Genomic DNA, 17,153 nt, shown 5'->3' on the forward strand with positions numbered 1-17,153 from the left:
TGTGGCCACAGGACGAGTGGGCGCTCCACGTAGCATAAGAACATGACGTCAGAGACCCCCACGATCCGGCGCGTCCTAGTGGCCAAGCCTCGTGGTTACTGTGCCGGAGTGGACCGCGCGGTCCAGGCTGTGGAGAAGGCCCTGGAGCGGTACGGCGCGCCGATCTACGTCCGCAAGCAGATCGTCCACAACACCCATGTGGTCCGGACGCTCGAACAGCGCGGCGCGATCTTCGTCGAGGAGACCGAGGAGGTGCCCGAGGGCGCCATCGTCGTCTTCTCCGCGCACGGGGTCTCCCCAGCCGTCCACGAGGAGGCCGCGCAGCGCCGCCTGAAGACCATCGACGCCACCTGCCCGCTGGTGACCAAGGTGCACAACGAGGCCAGGCGCTTCGCCTCCCAGGACTACGACATCCTCCTCATCGGCCACGAAGGCCACGAGGAGGTCGAGGGCACCGCGGGCGAGGCACCCGAGCACATCCAGCTCGTCGACGGCCTCGACTCGGTCGAAACGGTCAAGGTGCGCGACCCCGAGCGGCTGGTGTGGCTGTCACAGACCACGCTGTCGGTCGACGAGACCACCGAGACGGTCTCCCGGCTCAAGGCGCGCTTCCCCAACCTCATCGACCCGCCCAGCGACGACATCTGCTACGCCACCCAGAACCGTCAGGTCGCGGTCAAGGAGATCGCCTCCCAGGCCCAGCTCGTCATCGTCGTCGGCTCGGAGAACTCCTCGAACTCCAAGCGCCTGGTCGAGGTCGCCCTCGACCACGGGGCCGACGCCGCCCACCTGGTCGACGACTCCTCCTTCATCAGGGACGAGTGGCTCGACGGCGTCACGACGGTCGGCGTGACCAGCGGCGCCTCCGTCCCCGACGAGCTGGTCGCCGGGGTCCTGGCCCGCCTCGCCGGGCACGGCTTCGACCACGTCGAGGAGGTCGAGTCGGTCGAGGAGAGCGTCCGCTTCGCCCTGCCGCACGAGCTGCGCAAGGACCTGCGCGCGACCGTCTGATCCGCCCCGCCACCGGGCCGCGCGGGTGTCGTACGGCACCCGCGCCCTACCGGCCGTCCGCCGCCTGCTCCTGGGCGGGCCGCTCCTCGGTGGGCTGCTCCTCGCGCGGCGTTCCGTACACCTTGGGTTCGAAGTAGCCCTCGGGCTCCGGGGCGAAGGCCGCGCCGGTCGCCTTCTGCCGTACGGGGGCCGGTCCCGCCGCCCGCAGCTCCTCACGCAGCTCGCGCACGCACGTGGCCAGGCCGCGCCGCCAGGCGACGAGCAGGACCAGCAGCGACCCCGCGAACAACCACGGGGCACTGGCCGACAACAGCGCGAACATGCCGAGCCCGAACGCCTGGATCGGCACCTTGGCCCCCATCGCGCTCACGCCCTCGGTGACCAGCGCCGCGACGAAGAAGACCAGTGGTGGACTGACCACCAGCGAGAGCAGGTCCCGCCGGTTCACCAGCACGACCGCGCCCGCGCAGCCGGCCACGAACGTCAGGCCGAGCAGCGCCGACGGCCCGACCACCGCCTGGAGCACCCTGCCCGCCAGCGTCGAGACCAGCACCAGCGCGATCGCGCCCCTCGCGGTCAGCCGGACACCGCCGCCCGGCCGCCCGCGTTCGTCCTTACGCCCCGTCCCGCCCGTACGGCCTGCGGCCCCACCCGTACGGCCCGCCCCGTTCGACTGGCCGGTCCCGCCCGGCCGGTCGGCTCCGCCCACACGGGCGGCCTCATCAAGCGGCTGCCCGTCGCCTCGCTCGTTCACCACTGTGCCCCCCTCGACCTCGGCCCGCGTCGACCCCCCTGTCCGCCTGCGGTCTCCGGCCGCCTGCGCTTCGCGGGGAACAGCATCTCTAGGGCAGGTCGCCCGCCAACTTACCGTTCAGGCGGGAGATGGGAGACGGGCTTGACTCCTCTTCTGCCAGCAGTTCGGGCGAGGTCAACGCCCGCGGCAGGTTCTCGACGCTGCCGGGGCCGTCCAGCTCGCCGTCCACGAGGCCCAGATCGTTCAGTTTGCGCGCGCTCACCAGGACCCGGCTCTCCAGGGAACCGACGGTCTTGTTGTACGCCTCGACCGCCCTGCCCAGGGAACGGCCCATCGTCTCCATGTGCTGCCCGAGGGTGCCGAGCCGTTCGTAGAGCTCCTTGCCCAGCTCGAAGACGGCCCGCGCGTTCTCGCTGAGCGCCTCCTGCTGCCAGGCGTAGTGCGCGGTACGGAGCATCGTGATCAACGTGGTCGGCGTCGCGATGTGGACCCGCCGCCGCATGGCGTATTCGAGCAGCCCCGGATCACGTTCGAGCGCGGGCGCCAGGAAGGCCTCACCGGGGATGAACAGCACCATGAACTCGGGCGCCGGGCTGAACGCCTGCCAGTAGGCCTTGCCCGCCAGCCGGTCCACATGCTCGCGCACATGCCGGGCGTGGGCGTCCAGCCTGACCGACTGGCGCTCGGGGTCGGCCGACTCCGCCGCCTCCAGGTAGGCGGCCAGGGAGACCTTGGAGTCGACCACGATGTTCTTGCCGCCCGCGAGCCGTACGACCATGTCGGGCCTGAGGGCGCCGTCGGCGGTGGTCACGCTCGCCTGCTCGTCGAAGTCGCAGAACCGCTGCATCCCGGCGATCTCGGCGACCCTGCGCAGCTGCAGCTCGCCCCACCTGCCCCTGGCCTCGGGCCGCTGCAACGCCCGCACCAGCGCCGTCGTCTGCAGCCGCAACTGCTCGTTGCTCTCCCTGACCACGTCGATGTGCTTGGCCAGCTCGGCGTGGGCGGCCCGCTGACCGGCCTGGGTGTCGCGCAGCTGCGTCTCGACCCGCGCCAGGGTGTCCTTCAGCGGCTCGATCAGGTGTTCGACGGCCTGCTTGCGCTGTTCGAGCTCGCCCGCGGCCTCCGCCCGGCCCGCCGCGAGCCTGGCCTCGGCCAGTTCGAGGAAACGCAGGTTGTTGACGTCGAGCGCCTTGGCCGACAGCGCCTGGAACCGGTCGGTGAGCTGCCCTTCGACGTAGGCGAGCTTCTCCTCGGCGGCCTTCGCCCTCGCCTCGGCGTCCGCCATGCGCGCCACGACGTCCTCCACACCCGTGGAGGCACGGGATCTGCCGAGCAGGAACCCGATGGCGAGCCCGGCGGCGAGTCCTACGGCGAGTTGGAAGGCGAGCGCCATGACATCCACCACGGAATGATGTCAGCACCGCCGGTTCCGGGTGCCTCCGGCCCGCAGCGGCGGTCAGCACCGGGTGATTCGCCGTAAACTCGGCTGACGTGAGCCTGAGCATCGGCATCGTCGGATTGCCCAACGTCGGCAAGTCAACGCTTTTCAACGCGTTGACGAAGACCGCTAACGCCCTGGCGGCGAACTACCCCTTCGCCACCATCGAACCCAACGTGGGCATCGTCGGTGTTCCCGACCCCCGTCTGGAGAAACTGGCCGAGATCTTCGGCTCCGCGAAGATCCTCCCGGCGAAGGTCGAGTTCGTGGACATCGCCGGACTGGTCAAGGGCGCATCCGAGGGGCAGGGGCGGGGCAACCAGTTCCTCGCCAACATCCGGGAGACCGACGCCATCTGCCAGGTCATCCGTGTCTTCGCCGACCCCGACGTGACCCACGTGGACGGCGCCGTCGAGCCGGGCCGCGACATCGAGACGATCAACACCGAGCTGATCCTCGCCGACCTGCAGACTCTGGAGAAGGCGCTGCCCCGCCTCCAGAAGGAGGCCAGGACCAACAAGGACCGCAAGTCGGCCCTCGACGCGGTCGAGGCGGCCGTCAAGCTCCTCGACGGCGGCACCACCCTGTACGCCGGGGCCAAGGGCGCGGGCATCGACCTCGCCGACCTGCGTGAGCTGCACCTGCTGACCGCCAAGCCGTTCCTGTACGCCTTCAACCTCGACGCCGACGAGCTGACCGACGACGACCTCAGGGCGCGTCTGTCCGCGCTCGTCGCCCCCGCCGAGGCGGTCTTCCTCGACGCCAAGATCGAGTCCGAGCTGGTCGAGCTGTCCGAGGAGGAGGCCCTTGAGCTGCTGCAGTCCGTGGGCCAGCAGGAGTCGGGCCTGGCCCAGCTCGCCCGCGTCGGCTTCGAGACGCTCGGCCTGCAGACCTACCTGACCGCCGGTCCCAAGGAGACCAGGGCCTGGACGATCCGCAAGGGCGCGACCGCCCCCGAGGCCGCCGGGGTCATCCACACCGACTTCCAGCGTGGCTTCATCAAGGCCGAGATCGTCTCCTTCGACGAGCTGGTCGAGGCGGGCTCCATCGCCGCCGCCCGTCAGGCGGGCAAGGCCCGCATCGAGGGCAAGGACTACGTGATGCGCGACGGCGACGTCGTCGAGTTCAGGTTCAACGTCTGACGGCCCCCGCAGATCCGCGACGCCCGAAGGCCCGATTCCAGGGGTCGTCGTAACACAGGCCGATCAACCGGCTGCCGCCGGAGGCTTGGCGAGACGCTCGGCAGGGGTTTCCCCGCCGAGCGTCTCGCGTGGGGCGGCCGTCGGGCTCGGTTCAGGTCCTTGACGGTGCGGACCCGCCGGATATGCGTCCTTGCGGAAGTATCGGCGTGGCGGGCCGTCGGCGTCCCCGTCGGGACCGCGCCGCCACGGGCCTGCCGGGTCGAGGAAACGCGTGCCCTGGTCCCAGGTCGGGGAGCGCCACAGGCGTGCTGATCAGAGGTACGGCGGGCGGGACGAGACTTTCCGCTCGCCGTACCCGTTCCCCGGCCGTTTCCGCGACCAACGGCGCGGCGGCTCCCGGCCCGGCCTTCGTGATCATGGACGCGAGCGCCTCTGACGTGTTGGTTCCGCTCTGTCCCTCCCGGCGCCCTTCGCGGCGTCCCTCGCGACGCCCCTCCCCGTGCGCCTCCCGTGCGAGGGGAGCGGGCCTGCGTGAGCGGTTACGGTGAGTGACCGGTTCGGGGAGGAAAGGGCAGGTCGGGACAGTGTGGGGACCGTTTGGATAGCAATGCGTGGCGTTTGAGTAATCGACGTAGGGGCTGGCCAGGTGGAATGTGCTTTCTTCGTCTTGTTGTCCCCGGATGGGTCGTCAGCCGGGTTCCAGACCCGGTTTGCTCGGTAACCGTGATGCCTGCAGCATAGGCGTGGCTTTCCTGGAACAATCGTCAAGGCGGTTAGAGTAAGTGCTTGACCATGGTTTACGGGGTCGGGAGTAATACGAGACCGCGTCAGCCGGGGGTTTGGCGCGAGCGGAGGCAAGATGGCTCGAAGGTCAACCGTCCGTGATCCTCGGATCACCGACGACCCTGAGCTGTCGGCATACCCGGGGGCGCCGCACGACCCCGAGTTCGACCGTGCTCCGGCGCGGGGACGTGGTGCGCCGTCCAGGGGTCGTTGGTCCGGTGGCGGTGGTCGTTGGCTCGTATGGGCAGGTCGCGCCATACTTTGGGCGCTAATAGTGGTCATCGTGGTGAACGGGGTCCGTGCACCTTTTGAACGCTTCACCCAGCAGAACACGACCAGTGGAACCCCGCAGATTTCCCCCGACGCCGAATTCCCCGTCAGCAGGGCGACCTCTTTCGCCAGCCAGTTCGCGGCGGTCTATCTGAATTTCGACGCCGTCCGCCTCCAGGAAAGGGCGTCGCGGCTGGCCCCCTATCTCCCCGACGGCGCCGAGCCGCAGTTCGGCTGGGACGGCCTGGGCCGGATGGCCGCCGGGGCGGTGCAGCCGTACGGTTCGGAGATCATCGACAGGCAGAACGCCGTCGTGACGCTGGCCTTCCAGTCGGACGACCGCCGTCAGCTGCTGTCCGTGCCGGTGTTCTACGACACGGAGACCGGGAGGTTCGTGGTCTCCGGCCGCCCGGCCGTCCTGCCCGCGCCCTCCTCGGCGAACCTGCCCGCGATCCCGGCGGGAGACAGGGACGCGGCCGCGGAGACCGAGCTGCGCACACCCTTGGCCGACTTCTTCAAGGCGTACGCCGCGGGCAACAACGTGTCGTTGCAGCGTTACGCCGCCGCCGGGGTGACCCTGGAGGGCTTCGGCGGCGCTTTCACCTTCGTGAGCCTCAAGGACCTCGTCGTTCCCGCGGGGAGCGGGGCCACCCGGGAGGTGACCGCGACGGTCGTGTGGGGGGTGCCCGCGCGGACCACCACGTCCCTCGACTCGACCACCAACGTCGATCCCGGCGAGGCGAGCGGGAAGTTGGAGCAGGCCTACCGGCTCACCGTGGTGAAGCAGGGCGACAAGTGGTTCGTCAAGGACATCCGAGGCGCGAAACGGTCTGTGGGGTAACACATGATCGAATGGTGCCGGTCCACAGTGAACAAACCCCCCCTGATCGGTGAGTCGGCAGTGAGCGGGTTCCCATATGCGCGTCGCGGGCCCGTTATCCCCCGGGCCGTGATCATGAGCACGGAGGACGAGAAATGATCCTGAAGACGATCCTGCTGCACGCGGTCGATCTCGCCCAGCCGACGTCCCCTCCACAGGGTGTGAACACCCAGGGGCTGGCCACCTTCCTCAGGAGCTTCTTCGCGCCGCTCTTCCTCGTCATCGTCTCCGTGGTGGCGCTCTTCTTCCTCTTCACGCGTGAGATCACCAGGTTCGTCCAGTTCATCATTCTCGCGATAGCCATCGGAGTGATCTTCTACGTGCCCAACATCATCGAGGTGACCGCCAAGGCGATCGCGGGAGCACTGGGCATCTCGGCGGGTTGAGACCGCGTGTTTGCGGTCAAAGAACGAGTGGCGGAGAGGAGGAGCGTGTGGATCTACCCACGTATACCAATATCTGGCGGATCGAAAAGCGGCTCTACAAGCTGTACGACCTACGGCTGCCGACGCCGCTGCCGATCGTCTGGATCGGTGTCTTCGTGGGTGTGGCGGCCCCCTGGTCGTTGCTGCTCGCGCTTCTCGGTCTGCCCTTCGACGCCCCCTGGCACGTGGTCTACCTCGTGCCGCCCGGGGTGGTGACCTGGCTCTCGACCAGACCGGTGATCGAGAGCAAGCGGCTCACCGAACTGCTGCAGTCACAGGTCCGCTACATGGGGGAGCCACGCTCCTGGTGCCGGATGGCGCCGACCTCCGAGCCCGGCGAGATCGCGCTGACCGGCCGGGTGTGGCGGGCAGATCCCAGTCCCGCGCGGGTGAAGGACCGTGTGAAGGGCAAGGCCGGGCGCAAGGCGAAGGGCGCCACGGCCCCGGAGATCGCCCCCTCGGCCCCGGCCCGTGAGGTCCGTCCCGCCGTGGCCGCCGCGGCGGCGGCGACCACCGCTCCCGCCGTCCGCGAACGTCCGGTCAAGGGCACGCCTGCTGTCCCACGCAGGGGTACGGCCCCGGCCCTCGGGACCGAGACGCCGAGCCCGGTCGAGCGGGTCTTCGCCCCGTCCGCACGCGCCCTTCCCGAGCAGGCCCCGGTCCGGGAGGCCGAGGCGGCGCCCGCCGTACCGGTGGCGCGGGTCGAGCCTGTGGTTCAGGCTCAGCCCTCCACGGCGTCCGAGAACGCGCGAACCCCGGCTCCGGCATCCCGCGCCGAGATGGCCACGCCCCAGGCCGCGGCGCCCCGGACCCCCGCCGCGCAGGGCCCCACGGCCCAGAGCCCCACTGCGCGGAGCCCCGAGATCGCGCTCTCCCAGGCTCCGGCCCCCGCTCCCCAGGCCGTCCCCACGGTCTCGGAACCGGTCTCGGAACCGGCGGCCTCCGAGCCCGTGGCCCCCACGGCGTCGGCGGTCGCGGCGTCCACGCCCGCGGACTCCGTACCGGTGAACCCCGCCTCCGAGGACTCCGCTCTTGAGGAGTCCGCCCCGGTGGCCCAGGAGGCCCCGATCGGTCCGGAGGCGCTGCGCCGGCTGCGCAGGCTCGCCGCCGCCACCGAGGCCGAGCGCGCCGCCGCCTTCCGCGCCGACCCGCCCGCGACCGAACGACCCACGACCGTCACGCGCGACGACAGGCCGGAACGGCAGGCCGTGCTTCCCGGTCCGTCCGAGCGGGCCACCCCCGTCGAGGCCGTGACCGCCCCGGCGCCCGAGGTGCCGAAGGCCCCCGAGAAGCCCGCCGCGCAGGCCCCGGTCCAGGCCGCGGCACCCGGCACCCCGGCCCCCACGACCGAGGCGCCCAAGACCGAGGCCCCTGGCACCTCGGCCCTCGAGATCGCGGCACCCGGCACCCCGGCGACCGAAGCCCCGGCTCCCGAGGCGCCCGTCGGCCTCCCGGACCAGGAGCCCGTGAAGCGGCCGGAGGCGGCGCCGTACAGGAACGTCCCGCCCGTGGGTGCCCCCGCCGGAGCCGACGAGGGGGTTCGCGCCCAGCACCGCAGGGGGCAGCCCGTCCCCGCGGAGCAGTTCGCCGAGCGACGCCGCCTCGCCGAGGAGCAGCGGGCCGCGCAGGCAGGCAGAGGGCAGGACCGGCTGGTCGCCAGAGCGCCGCGCGCCGAGCAGATCCCCCAGGTACGGCGGAGCCAGGACCAGCAGGCCACCGGGGAACACCCGGTGCAGAGACCGGCTCAGCGCCCCACCCAGCGCCCCGCCCAGCGGCAGGGGCCCCCGCAGGGCGTCTCGATCAGGGCGGTCCCCAGCGGGCCGACGGCGGGCCCGGCACCGGTCGTGCCCCCGGTCCCGGTGTCGAGGCCGGGGCAGGCCGAGCCCAAGGTCCGCCGGGTCGAGTCGGTCGTCGGCAGAGACTCGGCCGGCGGCTGGCGGCGTCTCGCGCAGGTCGTGATCGGGCCGGGCGCGGGCCGTACCGATGGGTCGGAGATCGACGAGGCGCGGGCCAAGGCCATGTTCACCGGCAGCCGCAGGGTGGTCGTGCTCGGGTGCACCGGCGGCGCGGGCCAGACGACGACCGCGCTCATGCTGGGTCACACCCTGGCCAGGCACCGTGAGGACCGGGTGCTCGCGGTGGACGCCAACACCGGGGCGAACGCCCTGTCCGGCCGGATCCAGGCCGAGTCGCCGGAGACACTGACCTCCCTGCTCGCGGGCCTGGACGGCGTCAACGGCTACCTCGGCATGCGGGCCTACACCAGCAGGTGCGCCTCCGGCCTCGAAGTCCTGGCGGGCGACGCCGACTCGGGCGCCGAGCAGCGGCTCTCCGACCGGACGCTCTTCTCCGACCGGCGGCTCGGCAGGACCATGGACCTCCTGGACCGGCACTACAAGCTGGTCGTGGTCGACCCGGCCGCCGCGCTGGCGGCGAGGGTGCTGCCCTACGCCGACCAGCTGGTCCTGGTCGTCCCGGCCAGCGAGGACGGCCCTGACGCGGTCGCCATGACCTATGAGTGGCTTGACGGACACGGCTGCGCGGACCTGCGCAAGCGCGCGATCATGGTGGTCAACGGAGTGAGCCGCCGCAGCATGGGCGACGTCGAGCAGGCCGAGGCCGTCGCCAGAGGGCGGTGCAGGGCGATCGTGCGGGTGCCCTGGGAGGACGAGCTGGCTCCGGGAAGGTCGGAGCGTGTCGAGCCGTCCCACCTGCGTGCCCCCGGCCGCCGGGCCTACCTCGCGCTGGCCGGGGTCGTGGTCGCGGGCTTCGGGACGGCGCAGGCGGTTCGACCGAGCGAGGAGGAAGTGGCCCAGTGATCCCCCGGGCGCGAGGAGACAGCGAGGTGCTCAGGTGAACCCCCGAAAGGTCGTGCCGGTTGGGGGGCACGGGTGAGCCGCTCTTCGCGGGCGCGCAACCGTCTGGCCGTCCGCTACTTCGACGACAGGATTCTGCTGACCGACACGTCGGTCTGGGCGTACTTCCGGCTGCCGACCGTCAGCTACGAGTTCATCACCCCCGACGAACGGGAGGCGCTGGCCACCAACATCACGATCGCGCTCGCGGCGATCAGGATGCCGGACGCCGAGGTGCACCTGCGGGTCGCGCACCGCACCTACCCGGCGGCCGAATGGGCGATGGCGCTGGACGCCACCTCCGACGAGGGGCCGGGCTGGCGCGACTACCTGGAGGAGATGTACCGGCACGTCTGGGCCAAGGACTTCTGGACCAAGGAGGTCTACCTCGGCGTACGGCTCGGCGCGCGAGGCAGGCAACTCGGCACCGGGGTGCTGTCCCAGCTGTTCGGCTTCTACCAGCGCGGTGAGAAGGTCCTGGGCATCGAGGACGACCACGTCCCCAAGGCGGAGATCACCCGGTGGAGTGAGCAGGCCGAGCGTCTGGGACGGGCCCTGTCGTCGAGCGCGCTGTACGCCAGGCACGCGACCTCGACCGAGATCGCCTGGCTGTTCCAGCACGCCGCGACCGGTTCCCTGGGCGATCCGCCCCCCTCGGCCAGCCCGAGGCGGCAGTGGGGGAGGGGTGAGATCGAGTCCCTCGTGGAGGGGCAGATCCACAACGGCAGGTCCCTGCTGCGGATCGAGCAGCCGGACGGCGACTCCTACGTCGCGCACCTGTCCTTCGCCCGCTTCCCCGACCTGATGCCCTTCCCCGACGGCGAACCGTGGATGCACTTCGCCGACCAGCTGCCCTTCCCCGTCGAGATCAGCTCCAGGATGCGGCTGATCTCGCCGATCAAGGCGAGCAAGGACGTGGCGCGCAAGCTCGCGCACGCCCGTGACATGGACATCCACATCCGCGAGGCCGGAGCGGAGGCGCCACTGGCGCTCGCCGAGCAGATCGACGCGGCCCGGATGCTCGAACACGGCATCACCAAGGAACGCCTGCCCTTCGTGTACGGCTGGCACCGGCTGATGGTGTCCGCCCCGACCGAGGAGATCTGCGTGCAGCGGGTCGAGGCGGTCGTCGAGCACTACCGGGACATCGGCATCGACATCGTCAACTCGACCGGCGACCAGTTCTCGCTGTTCTGTGAGGCGCTTCCCGGGGAGAAGGTCAGGGTCAACGCCTACGCCCAGCGGCAGCCGCTGCGCACGATCGCGGGCGGCATGGCCGGCGCCACCGTCGATCTCGGCGACCGGGTCGACGAGGGCAACGCGGGCTGGATGGGACCGTACATCGGGGAGACCCTGGGCAGGGCCCGCAGCATCGTGCACTTCGACCCGCTGGTCGCGGCGACCCGTAACCGGCCGACGGCCATCGCGATCACCGGTGAGCCGGGCGGCGGCAAGACCACGCTGGCCCTGCTGATGATCTATCAGATGGCGCTGCGCGGGGTGACGGTCGCGGTGATCGACCCCAAGGGCGACGCCGACTCCCTGGTCCAGCTGTTGCAGGCGCGGGGCAGGAAGGCACGGGTCATCCCGCTCGGTTCCGCGGCGCCGGGCCTGCTCGACCCGTTCTCCTTCGGCGACGACATCGCGGCCAAGAAGACCATGGCCAGCGAGACGCTGCGGCTGCTGCTTCCCCGGATGTCGGAGGAACGCGAGTCGGCGATGATCCAGGCGGTCGCGGCGGTCTCCGCCAGGCCGGATCCGTCGCTGGGCAAGGTCGTCGACTTCCTCGAACAGGCCGAGGACGCGGCCTCGAAGAACCTGGGCGCCGTGCTGCGCTCGATGTCGGAGATGCACCTGGCGCGGTTGTGCTTCGACCCGTCGGGCGGCGACCAGATCGACACCGAGGGCTGGACGACGGTCTTCACGCTGGGGGGCCTGACGCTTCCCGACGCCTCGACGGGCCGCGACGACTACTCCTACGAACAGCGCCTGTCCGTCGCGCTGCTCTACCTGGTCGCGCAGTTCGCCAGGGGACTCATGAACGGCCTCGACCGCAGGACGCCGAAGGCGATCTTCCTGGACGAGGCGTGGGCCATCACCTCGACCCCGGAGGGCGCCAAGCTGGTGCCCGAGGTCAGCCGGATGGGGCGTTCGCGCAACACCGCGCTGGTGCTGGTCTCACAGAACGCGGGCGACCTGCTGAACGAACAGGTGACCAACTGCCTGTCGTCGGTGTTCGCCTTCAGGTCCACCGAACGGGTGGAGGTGGACCATGTCATGGCGCTGCTCGGGGTCGAACCCTCCGAGGAGCACAAGGCGGTGCTGCGCTCGCTGGGCAACGGCGAGTGTGTTTTCCGGGATCTGGACGGGCGCGCGGGGCGGATAGGGGTGGACCTCATCTCCGATGAGCTGCTCCGTTGGCTGGACACGAATCCGACCCACGACAAACCCGCCGAGAACGTGCATGATCTTTCCGGGGGCGACAGAGTCAGTAGGCCGGGGGCCACGGCGCTGGAGGTACGGTCATGAAGGGCTCCCGCGAGGGCAGCAGAAACTCCCGCAAGAGACGACTACGCAGGCGGATAGCCATCACCCTGGTGGCCCTGGCCGCCTTCTTCGCCTTACCGATGCTGGTGCCGACGGGGGACTCGACCGCCGTCGCCGCCGGCCCCTGCGACCTCTCCCCGGACCTGGCCCCCGAGATCGTGGGCTCGGGTGTGGACGGTCTGGTCAAGGCGCCGCCTCCGGACACGCCTGCGGCGGGCACACCCACCGCGGCACCCACCCCGGCGCCGACCGCGCCCGGCGCCGCCCCGCAGAGCAACTACGCCCGGTACGGCACCGGCGGCCAGTTCTGGCACACCTACGGGCTCGGCTGCGGCGACGTCGCGGCGGTCATGGGCAACATGACCGCCAACACCGTCTTCTCCTGGGCCAAGGCGCTCGACCGGCTGACCATCACGACCTACCAGGCGGCGGCGACCGAGGGGCCGCTTGAGTCGATCAAGGGCGTCGTCGACGACATCGTGGGCAACCTGGCCGAGGCGATGTACTGGCCGTACCTGCGGCCCATCGTCATCCTCGGCGCCATCTGGCTGGCGTGGTACGGCCTCATCCGCAAACGTGCGACCACGACCGCCGAGGGCATCATCTGGATGGTCCTGGCCGTCACCGTCGCCGTCTGGTTCTTCAGCAGGCCAGGCGACTTCACCGGTCTCGGCAAGACCGTGACGGACAAGACCGGAGAGGTCGTCAACTCGGCCTTCTCCAACCTGCCCAACGCGGGAGGTGCCTCCTGCCTCGCTCCCAAGGACGTCGCCAATCCCCAGGCGAAGCCCGGTGGTTACGGCCAGACCGGCGTCCCCGGCGTCGACCAGAACGCCGAGGCGCTCTGGTCGACCCTGGTGTGCAAGCCGTGGCTCATGGGTGTGTTCGGTACCGCCGACCCCAACGCGCCGGTGGTGAAGGTCTTCGGTGCGAAGCTGCTGGACATCCAGGCACTGGACGCGGCCGAGCTGAAGGCGAACCAGACGCCCAACACCAATGCCCACCAGGCAAGATACGAGGAAGAGGTCGCGAGCAAGCTGCAGAACACCCCCATTTTCTTCCTCTTCCAGGGAAAGGATTGGACGAGCAGGCTCGGCATCGCGATCGGCGCCCTGATGGCCGCGATGGTCGCGGGGTTGTTGATCTTCCTGGTCGCGGTCTCGCTGCTGGTCCTGAAGATCGGGTTCCTGCTGCTGCTGATCCTCGCGCCGGTCTTCCTGCTGATCGGCGTCCATCCGGGGTCGGGGCGGATCATCGCGATGCGCTGGGTGGAGATGCTGATCGGCACCCTGCTCAGACAGGCGGTGCTGGCACTGGTCCTGGGCGTCCTGGTGTACGGCTACGCCCTGATCATCGCCACCGAGCTGCCGTGGGGCATGCAGGTCATGTTCATGGCGCTGATGACGATCGCGGTGTTCTTCTACCGGCGGCCGTTCCAGCACCTGTTCTCCTCGATGGACGGCCACACGTTCACCACGCGCATGCTGGGTGAGGCGGCCTCCGCGCCGACCCTGCAGCGCGCGGCGGGGGTGCTGCCCCCGGTCGCGGCGGCCAGGGCGGGCCGGTGGGGGATGCGCAAGGCCGAGCCCGTACTGCAGGCGGCGGCCATGGCGGGCGGCGCCTCCGTCGCGACGGCCGCGGCGGCGGTCGCCCAGGGCAAGGTCAGGGGCGAGGAAGGCGACCGGGGCGCGGGAGCGGGCACCCGGGTCCCGGCGGGCGCACAGCCCGCGCCGCTGGACACCGAGGCCCAGTCGGGCAACCGGCGCAAGGGCGTGGGGCGTCCCGTCACCGCGACCCGTACGGGCGCGGCCCCGCCGCTGAACCTGTCCGGTGGCGCGGGTGGCTCCACCCCGGCCAGGACGGGCTCAGCCGGTCGTGGCACCGGCTCGGGCGGTTTGGGCGGTTCGGGTTCCGGCAGCTCGGGTTCCGGCGGTGGCTGGTTCGGCGGGTCCTCGGGGGGCTGGGCTCCGCGAGGCTCCTCTGGCGGGTCGTCCACGGGCCGGTCGTCGGGCGGTGGCCGGTCCTCCGCGCCGTCCTCGGGCAGCAGGCCGTCCTCCGGCGGTGGCAGGTCGTCCGGTTCCTCCGGCGGTGGCCGGTCGGGCGGCGGTCTCTTCGGCGGCGGTGGCGGCAACAACGGCGGCGGTTCCCGGCGTGCCGAGTCGAGCCCGCGGGGCTCCGGCTCCTCGGGCGGTTCCTCCAGGTCCGGCAGCAGCATCTTCAGCTCCTCCGGTTCCCGGGACGACGCGGGGCGCGGCCGGTCCTCAGAGGCGCCGCCGCTCTGGCTGGCCAGCAGACCGGAGCGCGACAGGCAGGCAGGGGAGGCGGCGCCGTTCTGGCTGCGTGCCTCGAACCCCGATAAGGACTGACGATGGTCGAAGGCAGGCGGGGCGTCGTCTTCGCGGTGCTGGTGGCGGTGCTCGCGCTGGTCGGGCTCTACCTGACCATGTGGTCCGGTCCGGACGGCGGCGGGCAGGAGCCCGCCGCCGAACCGGCGGGCGTGAGCCGTACGACACGGGGGGAGGCCGAGCCGCCGCACGCCGAGGCGACGGCGAGCAACGCGCCCTTCGACGTCTACTCCTACCTGCCGATGACCAAGCAGGAGCTGGCGGCAGCCGCCGACTACGCCCGGCGGTTCACCGTCGAGTACGGCACGTTCAGCTACGACGAACAGCCCTCCGCCTACGGTGACCGGCTCAGGAGCTACACCACGTCGGACTTCGCCGACGTGCTGCTGCGTACGGTCACCTCGCCGGGCACCATCGCGGCCAACACCGCCGACGAGGTGGTCTCCGTCGGATCGGCGAAGGTGAAGGAGATCAGGCAGATCCAGCGGTCCTCGGTGATCTTCGTGGTCACCGGGACCCAGACCGTCACCGCCAAGAGCGGCGCCAAGGAACGCACCGCCGACTACGCCGTGACGGTCGTCGAGATGGGCACCGAGTGGCGGATCCACGACCTGCAGCCCGCCGACGAGGGACAGGACGGAGACGACCAGTCCTCGGGCGCGGCCGGATGAGAGGGAAAGCGATGCTCGTCCGCCTGACCCCGTACGGCGTGCCCGCCGGAGCGGCTGGATGAGGGACAACAAGAGGATCCGTCTCGCGCTGATCCTGGCCGTCGGGGCGCTGTGCCTGTTCACGCTGAGCATGGCGCCGGTGCTGATGATCGGCTCCTTCCCGTCCTTCACCGGCGGTGACCTGCCCGACTGCAACGACAGGGCGCAGCCGGTCGGAGACGAGTCGGAGACCGCGGCCTCCGACATCCCCTCCGAGTACCTCAAGCAGTACCGCGCCAGCGCCAAGAAGATCGGCGTGCAGTGGAACGTGCTCGCCGGGGTCGGCAAGCGGGAGACCGACCACGGACGCTCGACACTGCCGGGGGTCAGCAGCGGCACCAACTACGCGGGCGCCGCGGGGCCGATGCAGTTCCTGATCAGCACCTGGGGCGGCAAGGCCAAGATCAAGATCCCGTCGACGTTCAACGGCTACGCCTCGGACGGCGACGGCGACGGCTGGGCGGACGTCTACAACCCGGCCGACGCCATCCTGGGCGCGGCCAAGATGCTCAAGCACAACGGGGCACCCGAGAACGTGCGCAGGTCGCTGTTCGTCTACAACCGGGCCTGGTGGTACGTCGACCAGGTCATGGAGATCGCCGAGCGGTACGCCAAGGACGGCGCGGTCGGCGTGCCGTCACAGGCGGAGGAACTCTGCGACGAGCCGCTGATCGCGGCGGCCCCCTCCGGCACGGTGGCCGGGATCCTGGAGTACGCCCTGAACCAGCGCGGCAAGCCGTACCTGTGGGGTGGCACGGGGCCCGACGCCTTCGACTGCTCGGGGATCATCTACATGGCCTACCGCAGCGTCGGCCTGACGATCCCGCGCACGACCTTCGGCCAGTGGCCGTTCGGCGTCAAGGTGCCGGAGGGGCAGGAGCAGGCGGGAGACCTGGTCTTCTTCAACGCCGGGCCCGGCACCTCGGCCGACCGGCCGGGGCACGTCGGAATGGTGGTCTCACCGGGCAAGATGGTCGAGGCCAGGTGCCGTCTGTGCGGGCCGATCAAGGTCACGACCTACAAGGACCGTACCGGCATCGTCGGGTTCACCCGGCCGCTGGCCAACCCCCAGGTCGTCGAGCAGCTCAGGTTGAGGGAACAGGGCTGACACAATCGGGCCCATGGACAAGGTCGTTGTGGGAGCCGCGATCGTCGACGGCAACGGGAGACTGCTCACCGCACAGCGCGCCGACCCCCCTGAGCTGGCGGGCGGTTGGGAGTTCCCCGGAGGGAAGGTCGATCCGGGGGAGGACGACCGCACCGCGCTGGTCCGGGAGTGCGAGGAGGAACTCGGCGTCCTGGTCGAGGTGGGGCAGCAGATCGGCGGTGACTGGCCGCTGGCGGGTGGATACGTGCTGCGGGTCTGGCTGGCGCGGATCGTCGAGGGCGAGCCGGAGGCCAAGGAACACCTGGACCTGCGCTGGCTGGCCGGTCACGAACTCTACGACGTGCCGTGGCTTCCGGCGGACCTGCCGATCGTGCGGGCCGTACAAGGTCGGCTCGGCGGGGGTTGATCGGCTACTCACTGTGACATAACACCACTGAACGTTTGTTGTCGCGTGTCCGAATCGGGGGATCGGAGAGATGCGGTGACCGGATGGTGGCGGGGTGCCCGGATCATGTCGGCGGTCGGAGCGGGGACGTTCGTCCTCGGCGGGGGGCCGGTGGTCCACGCGGCCGGGGCGGGCGACGCCGTACCACCGGACGTGGTCCGTGCCGACGGGACGGCGGGGTTCCGGGTGTGGCTGAGCGGGCCGGGCAGTGAGGCGCGGCTCACGGTCGTGGCGACGCCGGGTACGGAGATCCGGTTCGTCGGCTGTCCCACGCCGGGACTCACATCAGGGTCCAGGTCAGGACCTGAGCCGGGGGCCGCGTTGGGGCCCGCACAGGGGTCCAGGTCGGGATCCGCGTCAGAGCCTGAGCCGGGGGCCGCGTTGGGATCCTCGGAGGGCTTGGGGTCGTCGGGAGCTGTGCAGGTATGGCGGGAGTGCCT

The 17,153-nt window shown here is 70.8% G+C and carries 12 protein-coding genes; 10 read left to right on the forward strand and 2 right to left on the reverse strand.

Annotated features, from left to right (window positions below):
* The first annotated feature begins 42 nt into the window (after positions 1–42).
* Positions 43–1,011 (forward strand): 4-hydroxy-3-methylbut-2-enyl diphosphate reductase, encoded by a 969-nt coding sequence (locus ABZ470_RS24900; RefSeq protein ID WP_362914166.1) that lies wholly within the window; start codon positions 43–45, stop codon positions 1,009–1,011.
* 46 nt (positions 1,012–1,057) lie between these two features.
* On the opposite strand, the gene ABZ470_RS24905 is transcribed toward ABZ470_RS24900, so the two are convergent.
* A complete protein-coding gene (locus ABZ470_RS24905; protein ID WP_362914168.1) occupies positions 1,058–1,765 on the reverse strand; it encodes a DUF6542 domain-containing protein in 708 nt (235 codons plus the stop codon).
* Between the two features lie 88 nt (positions 1,766–1,853).
* Positions 1,854–3,158: a DNA recombination protein RmuC gene (locus ABZ470_RS24910; RefSeq protein WP_362914327.1), complete on the reverse strand. Its 1,305-nt coding sequence runs from the start codon at positions 3,156–3,158 to the stop codon at positions 1,854–1,856.
* A 98-nt stretch (positions 3,159–3,256) separates the two neighbouring features.
* Between ABZ470_RS24910 and ychF the strand changes: the two genes are divergently transcribed.
* From ychF to ABZ470_RS24955, 9 genes are all read left to right on the forward strand, one after another.
* Positions 3,257–4,345: a redox-regulated ATPase YchF gene (gene ychF, locus ABZ470_RS24915; protein WP_352013771.1), complete on the forward strand. Its 1,089-nt coding sequence runs from the start codon at positions 3,257–3,259 to the stop codon at positions 4,343–4,345.
* 1,069 nt (positions 4,346–5,414) lie between these two features.
* Complete coding sequence (locus ABZ470_RS24920; protein ID WP_362914170.1) at positions 5,415–6,239, forward strand: conjugal transfer protein; 825 nt, start codon at positions 5,415–5,417, stop codon at positions 6,237–6,239.
* Positions 6,240–6,373: 134 nt separating this feature from the next.
* Entirely contained in the window at positions 6,374–6,664 is a 291-nt protein-coding gene (locus ABZ470_RS24925; protein WP_352013769.1) for a hypothetical protein, read from the forward strand.
* 47 nt (positions 6,665–6,711) lie between these two features.
* Positions 6,712–9,522 (forward strand): TcpE family conjugal transfer membrane protein, encoded by a 2,811-nt coding sequence (locus ABZ470_RS24930; protein ID WP_362914172.1) that lies wholly within the window; start codon positions 6,712–6,714, stop codon positions 9,520–9,522.
* 72 nt (positions 9,523–9,594) lie between these two features.
* Positions 9,595–12,087 carry an ATP-binding protein gene (locus ABZ470_RS24935; protein WP_352013767.1) on the forward strand — a complete coding sequence of 831 codons (2,493 nt, stop codon included), beginning with the start codon at positions 9,595–9,597 and terminating at the stop codon, positions 12,085–12,087.
* Positions 12,084–14,471 (forward strand): type IV secretion system protein, encoded by a 2,388-nt coding sequence (locus tag ABZ470_RS24940; protein WP_362914174.1) that lies wholly within the window; start codon positions 12,084–12,086, stop codon positions 14,469–14,471. The genes ABZ470_RS24935 and ABZ470_RS24940 overlap by 4 nt, the downstream gene beginning before the upstream one ends.
* Positions 14,472–14,473: 2 nt before the next feature.
* Positions 14,474–15,121 (forward strand): conjugal transfer protein, encoded by a 648-nt coding sequence (locus ABZ470_RS24945; protein ID WP_352013765.1) that lies wholly within the window; start codon positions 14,474–14,476, stop codon positions 15,119–15,121.
* Positions 15,122–15,179: 58 nt separating this feature from the next.
* Positions 15,180–16,268, forward strand: coding sequence for a bifunctional lytic transglycosylase/C40 family peptidase (locus tag ABZ470_RS24950; RefSeq protein ID WP_352013764.1), 1,089 nt, complete (start codon positions 15,180–15,182; stop codon positions 16,266–16,268).
* A 13-nt stretch (positions 16,269–16,281) separates the two neighbouring features.
* Entirely contained in the window at positions 16,282–16,674 is a 393-nt protein-coding gene (locus tag ABZ470_RS24955) for a (deoxy)nucleoside triphosphate pyrophosphohydrolase (RefSeq protein WP_352013763.1), read from the forward strand.
* Positions 16,675–17,153: the final 479 nt, after the last annotated feature.

This window comes from Streptosporangium sp. NPDC020072, from assembly GCF_040631445.1.
Lineage (GTDB): Bacteria > Actinomycetota > Actinomycetes > Streptosporangiales > Streptosporangiaceae > Streptosporangium.

What these genes read in the sequence shown, in the direction of transcription:
- ABZ470_RS24900 (WP_362914166.1), top strand. Translation starts at nt 43, where the DNA reads ATGACGTCAGAGACCCCCACGATCCGGCGCGTCCTAGTGGCCAAGCCT.
- ABZ470_RS24910 (WP_362914327.1), bottom strand. Translation starts at nt 3,158, where the DNA reads ATGGCGCTCGCCTTCCAACTCGCCGTAGGACTCGCCGCCGGGCTCGCC.
- ABZ470_RS24925 (WP_352013769.1), top strand. Translation starts at nt 6,374, where the DNA reads ATGATCCTGAAGACGATCCTGCTGCACGCGGTCGATCTCGCCCAGCCG.
- ABZ470_RS24940 (WP_362914174.1), top strand. Translation starts at nt 12,084, where the DNA reads ATGAAGGGCTCCCGCGAGGGCAGCAGAAACTCCCGCAAGAGACGACTA.
- ABZ470_RS24945 (WP_352013765.1), top strand. Translation starts at nt 14,474, where the DNA reads ATGGTCGAAGGCAGGCGGGGCGTCGTCTTCGCGGTGCTGGTGGCGGTG.
- ABZ470_RS24950 (WP_352013764.1), top strand. Translation starts at nt 15,180, where the DNA reads ATGAGGGACAACAAGAGGATCCGTCTCGCGCTGATCCTGGCCGTCGGG.
- ABZ470_RS24955 (WP_352013763.1), top strand. Translation starts at nt 16,282, where the DNA reads ATGGACAAGGTCGTTGTGGGAGCCGCGATCGTCGACGGCAACGGGAGA.